The organism is Blautia sp. MSJ-9 (assembly GCF_018919065.1).
Taxonomy (GTDB): domain Bacteria; phylum Bacillota; class Clostridia; order Lachnospirales; family Lachnospiraceae; genus Blautia_A.
Genome location: NZ_JAHLQG010000032.1, coordinates 1 through 5,397 on the forward strand (window position 1 = coordinate 1; position 5,397 = coordinate 5,397).

Genomic DNA, 5,397 nt, shown 5'->3' on the forward strand with positions numbered 1-5,397 from the left:
CAACCAACTAGCTTAGTTATCTCTCGTTTTTACTGTTTTTGGTTTATTCAACCGTTCTTAAAAATGTAAAGAATTTTCGAGAATCGTATGTGTTTCACTGTTTAGTTATCAAGGTTGTCTGTCTTGCGACAGCTTGTTTACTTTATCACATCTCTTTTTCTTTGTCAAGCACTTTTTTCAAGTTTTTTTCAAAGTTTTTCGAACTCTTTCGGCTTTCCGAACTGTTCTCCAGATCAGTGATTGTCGGCTCTGTTCAAGCGACTTGATTACTTTAACACGTTTGTTTTAAGTTGTCAAGCACTTTTTCAAATTTCTTTTTTCTTTCAGAAATCTATTTGAATTGTCTCTTTTCAAGAAACAATTATTTCCGACAGCTCAACTAATATAACACCAGAAATGACTAATGTCAACAGTTAATTTCATAATTTGACAAACTTTTTTCCAATGTTATACTAATATTAGTCAAGCGGATATTCGCAATCCGCTTCGCTACTTGCTTGATTCGGTTAAAAATATAAAAAGGAGGACTGTCATGACTCAGCCTGAACACACTGGAAACAACATTCTAAATACCTTAAAATGGTTCCTGCTCCTGATTCCAGCAGCTATTGGATTTCTGATACTCCGCCGCTTCTCCACAAATATGGATATCATTACCATATTTCTGATCGGCTTCTGCTTCATCCTTTCACCACTGGTACTGTTCGCTGGCTTTCTGATCCACACAGTCCTCTCTTTTATAGAAAAGAAGTTAAAAGATATCTCTAAAAAAGAAAAATAATTCTTCTTATAAGAACTTTACAATATCCTCTGTTTCTTTTCTCTTTGGTCGGTTAGGCTGTTCCCCCGGAACGCCTAACGCGATCACTGCAACTACTGTTTCTGTTTCCGGAATAGAGCACATCTCTCGAATCTTATCTGCATCACGAATTCCCATAATAAGAGTTCCGTATCCAAGTTCCCCAGCTTTCAATATCAGATTCTCATTCTGGAGTCCCAGGTCATAGCATCCCCATCCATTTCCCAGTTCATTATCTGCAGTCCCGTCTTTCTGAAATCCCGCTCTGTTGTGAACAAAAGTACTGATGATCAATACTGCATTCTCACATTTCCCGGCATTCATTTCCGGCAGGCACTCTTCTCTGAACTGACTCACATCTTTCTCATCCATAATGCAGTAATAACGTCCTGTCTGAGAATTCTTCCATGAGGGAGCTTCCTGAGCCGCCTTTATCATAGTAAGAATATCCTCTTTTGTTACCGTATTACCCTCTGCATATTTGCGAACTGTTCTTCTCTTCTCGATCAGATTCTGAAATTCCATGTTTGCGTTCTCCTATTCCGTCTTATCTGTGTTTGTTCTCTCTTAGTTTCGTTTTAATCTTGCTTCCTTTTTCTTTTCCAGATTGGAAACGATCATACAGCAGCTTGCATCGCCAGTGATATTTACTGTAGTTCTTCCCATATCAAAGATACGGTCAACACCTGCAACCAATGCAATACCATCTACAGGCAGACCAACAGATGTCAGTACCATTGCCAACATTACCATTCCTGCCCCCGGAACTCCGGCAGTGCCGATAGATGCCAGTGTAGCAGTCAGAATGATTGTCAGCATCTGCGGTAAAGTAAGCTGAATTCCATAACATGCAGCAATAAAGATTGCACAGACACCCTGATAAATCGCAGTTCCGTCCATATTAATAGTAGCCCCCAGCGGCAGAACAAATGAAGTAACCTCCTTAGAAGCTCCCATCTTCTCCACACATTCCATATTGATCGGCAGAGTACCTACAGATGATGCACTTGAAAATGCAAACATGATCGCCGGAAGCATCCCTTTAAAGAATTCCACCGGACTTAATCCACCCATTGTCTTTACTGCAATAGAATATACAACAACTGCATGAACAATATAGCAAATATAAGCAGCCAGAAGTACCATTGCCAGAGAGCCGATGATCGCAGGTCCATTTGACGCAATAACTGGACATAACAGACAGAATACACCAATCGGAGACAGCTTCAGGATCATCTCCATACATTTCATAAATACATCATTCAGATCATTACATGCTCTCACAACACGTGTATTCTTCTGTTCCCCGATCATAATAATGGCAAATCCCAGCAGCAATGCCATCACAATGATCTGAAGCATATTCGCTTCTACCATAGGAGAAATAAAATTGGATGGAAAAATATTCACGATAGTATCCATAAATGAAGTTGCTTCTGCTGCTTCATAAGTCAGGTCTGTAGTAGCAACCTTCGGGAAAAGCCTCTTAAACAGGTTTCCACCAACCAGTCCGATCGTAATTGCAAATGCAGTTGTACATAAATAATATACAACTGTTTTCAGTCCGATAGATCCGACCTTCTTGATATCGCGCATGGAAATGATTCCACACATAATGGAAAATAATACGATCGGAACAACAATGAACTTAACCAGATTCAAAAAGATCGTTCCAAAAGGTTTGATGTACGACTGTGCAAAATCCGCATACTTCTGCATCAGCAGTCCTGCCACAATCGCCAGTACAAGCGCAATAAAAATCTGCATGGCCAGTGACATTTTTTTCTTTTGTTTTGTCATAAATAGCCCTCTCTTTCCCTAATAAATGTATACCTCCATGTCACCTGGGCTTGTACAGAAGATATTAATTTATTATACCATACCTTTTTATATGGTGACAGTATTTTCATTGACTATTCTCTCCGCAAAAAAGCTGAGAGCATTCATATCCTATACCTGCTCTCAGCTTTTTTCGTCACAATATTTCTTTAATAATGTTCTCTAATAGATAATGATCGGATATCCTCCGTCAATTGTATTATATATCAGCGCCGCCTGATCTTCCGGCAGATTAATACATCCATGACTGCCGTGTCCTGTCTTATAGCGATTACCGCCAAAAGAAGACTGCCATGATGCATCATGAAGTCCCTGGCCATATACAAACGGCATCCAATATTTTACAGTTGTCGCATATCCATATTCCTCACTGCTCAAAGTGAATGGACTTGCTTTATACGCGATCGGCCATGCACCTCTGTATGTTTCACGCTTTGCAGTTGGTGATCCGCTGACGATATCTGTCTCTGTGATCAGTGCACCATCCTTATACAGCCACAAATGCTGTGCATCCAGACTGACCTCTATATAACTGCCAGCCAGATCATCTGTACCATTTCTCTGCATTCCACTGCTGCTGTATACCGGCTCCCTGGATATATCTTCACCACTCTTCATATCCTCCAGAAGCTGTGCAAGTTCCCCATCCTGATCGATCCGATATCCATACTCATTGTCAGAAACTGTAATATCTGTTCCCAGGGATGTATGGAATGTACGCGGCACGTAAATCGTATTGTATTTATTTGCCATTTCAGATATGTAATTTGCCGCTGCATCCTGATCAATACTCATTCCACTGTTTTTGATCTTCAGCCAGGAACTGATTGTTTCTGAATCCAGCACCTGTGTTTCTGAACCAAAAACATAAGTAACTGTAGTACTGCGGTATTTTTTCAGCTGAGAATTCAGCTTCTTAACCTGCTGTTTCATTTCTCCGGATGCTTCAATATCCGGCTGACAGTAAACATCCTCACTCAGCACGATTTTTGCCTCTGACACAAATAATTCTGTCTTAAACTTCTCATCCAGAGTATCATCCACAAAACTTAACAATCGATTCTCATCAATCTGATTTCCCACAACCTGCTCCACCAACACATATTTCTGTTTCTTCTTACTGTATCGAATATGTGCATCTGTGGAATCTGTTCTCTCTTTGTTATTAAAATTCTCCACTGCCAGTGCCGTCTGCTCCTGTGCCTCATCTTTAAAAATCTGGTAATCTATCTGATAATCTTTCTGTAAAGCAAGAAGCTGAAACTTCTGGCTTCTCTGCTGCTGAAGCGTTTCCAACGCACTCTTCAATACATCCTGATCCAGGCTATATCCCATCTGTGCCAGTGAAGTACTGTAAATATCCTCTCCATCTTCGTTCAGTGTTACTGTTTTATTCTGAAATGTTTCAGATATCTTCTGCTGTGCTTCCTCCACCGTAAGCTTCGATACATCCAGACCATATACACTGATCTTTCTTCCAAGTGTAGTGGTGTCTACATGATGTATGTAAACCAACAGTCCAATTCCAGCAATCACACTTGCCACAATGCACAACGCAAGAACCACTTTCAGCTTCTTTTTGTTAAAAGCTTTCTTCTCCTCCATCGTTTGTTCTCCTGCTATTTATATCATTCTTATTTTCAACGTTATTTTATTATACAGAAGATAAAAAATCAATTTGTAAAATCTACTTTTTTTGTCCACTTCTTCAAAACATAAGGCAATCTTCTAGCCTAAAATAGCACAAAAAAATCTCACACCGCAGAGGATGTGAGATTTTTTATTGCTTATGAGGTTATCATCAAGCTTTGTTAACTGATCCGAATAATTCCATTTTTTCTTTAACAGTAGCTTTGATTGCTTCGAAGCCAGGTGCAAGAAGTTTACGTGGATCGTATCCTTTGCCCTGCTGGTCTTTGCCTTCTTCGATGTATTTACGTGTAGCTGCTGCGAAGGAAAGCTGGCACTCTGTGTTAACGTTGATCTTGGATACACCAAGGTCGATAGCTTTCTTGATCATGTCTGCAGGGATACCTGTGCCGCCGTGAAGAACGAGTGGCATATCACCTGTTAACTGCTGGATAGCGTCAAGAGTTTCAAAGCTTAAGCCTTTCCAGTTTGCCGGATATTTTCCGTGGATGTTACCGATACCTGCTGCAAGGAAGTCAATGCCAAGGTCTGCGATCATCTTGCATTCCTTAGGATCTGCGCATTCGCCCATACCTACAACACCATCTTCTTCACCGCCGATGGAACCAACTTCTGCTTCCAGAGACATTCCGTGTTCAGCAACGATCTTAACCAGTTCTTTAGTTTTTGCAACGTTCTCTTCGATCGGATAGTGAGATCCGTCGAACATGATGGATGAGAATCCTGCTTCTACGCATTTTAAGCATCCTTCATAGCTGCCGTGGTCAAGGTGAAGAGCTACTGGAACTGTGATGTTCAGTTCTTCCATCATTCCGTTAACCATGCCAACAACTGTTTTATAACCAGTCATGTATTTACCAGCACCTTCGGATACACCAAGGATTACAGGAGAGTTCAGTTCCTGAGCTGTTAAAAGGATAGCCTTTGTCCACTCAAGGTTGTTGATGTTGAACTGTCCAACTGCATAATGACCAGCTTTTGCTTTTTTCAGCATTTCTGTTGCACTTACTAACATGATAAATTCCTCCTAATCTGTAGTAACTGCTACGTTCTTTCGCAGCTACTCTAATCAATCTTTGATATGGAATTACATCTATATCCAGATATGG

Annotated in this window: 5 protein-coding genes; 1 reads left to right on the forward strand and 4 read right to left on the reverse strand. The window is 40.5% G+C overall.

The features are described from left to right. Positions 1-532 precede the first annotated feature (532 nt). Positions 533-781: a hypothetical protein gene (locus KQI87_RS08705; RefSeq protein ID WP_216459793.1), complete on the forward strand. Its 249-nt coding sequence runs from the start codon at positions 533-535 to the stop codon at positions 779-781. Between the two features lie 6 nt (positions 782-787). Here KQI87_RS08705 and KQI87_RS08710 read toward each other — a convergent pair whose 3' ends face one another. The 4 genes from KQI87_RS08710 to fba all read right to left on the reverse strand — a co-directional run bounded on the left by KQI87_RS08710 (position 788) and on the right by fba (position 5,303). Further along, positions 788-1,324 (reverse strand): nitroreductase family protein, encoded by a 537-nt coding sequence (locus KQI87_RS08710; protein WP_216459794.1) that lies wholly within the window; start codon positions 1,322-1,324, stop codon positions 788-790. A gap of 42 nt (positions 1,325-1,366) precedes the next feature. After that, positions 1,367-2,599, reverse strand: coding sequence for a dicarboxylate/amino acid:cation symporter (locus KQI87_RS08715; protein ID WP_253292434.1), 1,233 nt, complete (start codon positions 2,597-2,599; stop codon positions 1,367-1,369). A 201-nt stretch (positions 2,600-2,800) separates the two neighbouring features. Next, positions 2,801-4,243 (reverse strand): L,D-transpeptidase family protein, encoded by a 1,443-nt coding sequence (locus KQI87_RS08720; protein WP_216459795.1) that lies wholly within the window; start codon positions 4,241-4,243, stop codon positions 2,801-2,803. 196 nt (positions 4,244-4,439) lie between these two features. After that, the gene (fba, locus tag KQI87_RS08725; RefSeq protein WP_216459796.1) at positions 4,440-5,303 is read right to left on the reverse strand and encodes a class II fructose-1,6-bisphosphate aldolase; all 864 of its coding nucleotides are present in this window, start codon (positions 5,301-5,303) and stop codon (positions 4,440-4,442) included. Positions 5,304-5,397: the final 94 nt, after the last annotated feature.

Coding starts and splice junctions, on each gene's coding strand:
- KQI87_RS08710 (WP_216459794.1), bottom strand. CDS start 1,324: ATGGAATTTCAGAATCTGATCGAGAAGAGAAGAACAGTTCGCAAATAT.
- KQI87_RS08715 (WP_253292434.1), bottom strand. CDS start 2,599: ATGACAAAACAAAAGAAAAAAATGTCACTGGCCATGCAGATTTTTATT.
- KQI87_RS08720 (WP_216459795.1), bottom strand. CDS start 4,243: ATGGAGGAGAAGAAAGCTTTTAACAAAAAGAAGCTGAAAGTGGTTCTT.
- fba (WP_216459796.1), bottom strand. CDS start 5,303: ATGTTAGTAAGTGCAACAGAAATGCTGAAAAAAGCAAAAGCTGGTCAT.
- KQI87_RS08705 (WP_216459793.1), top strand. CDS start 533: ATGACTCAGCCTGAACACACTGGAAACAACATTCTAAATACCTTAAAA.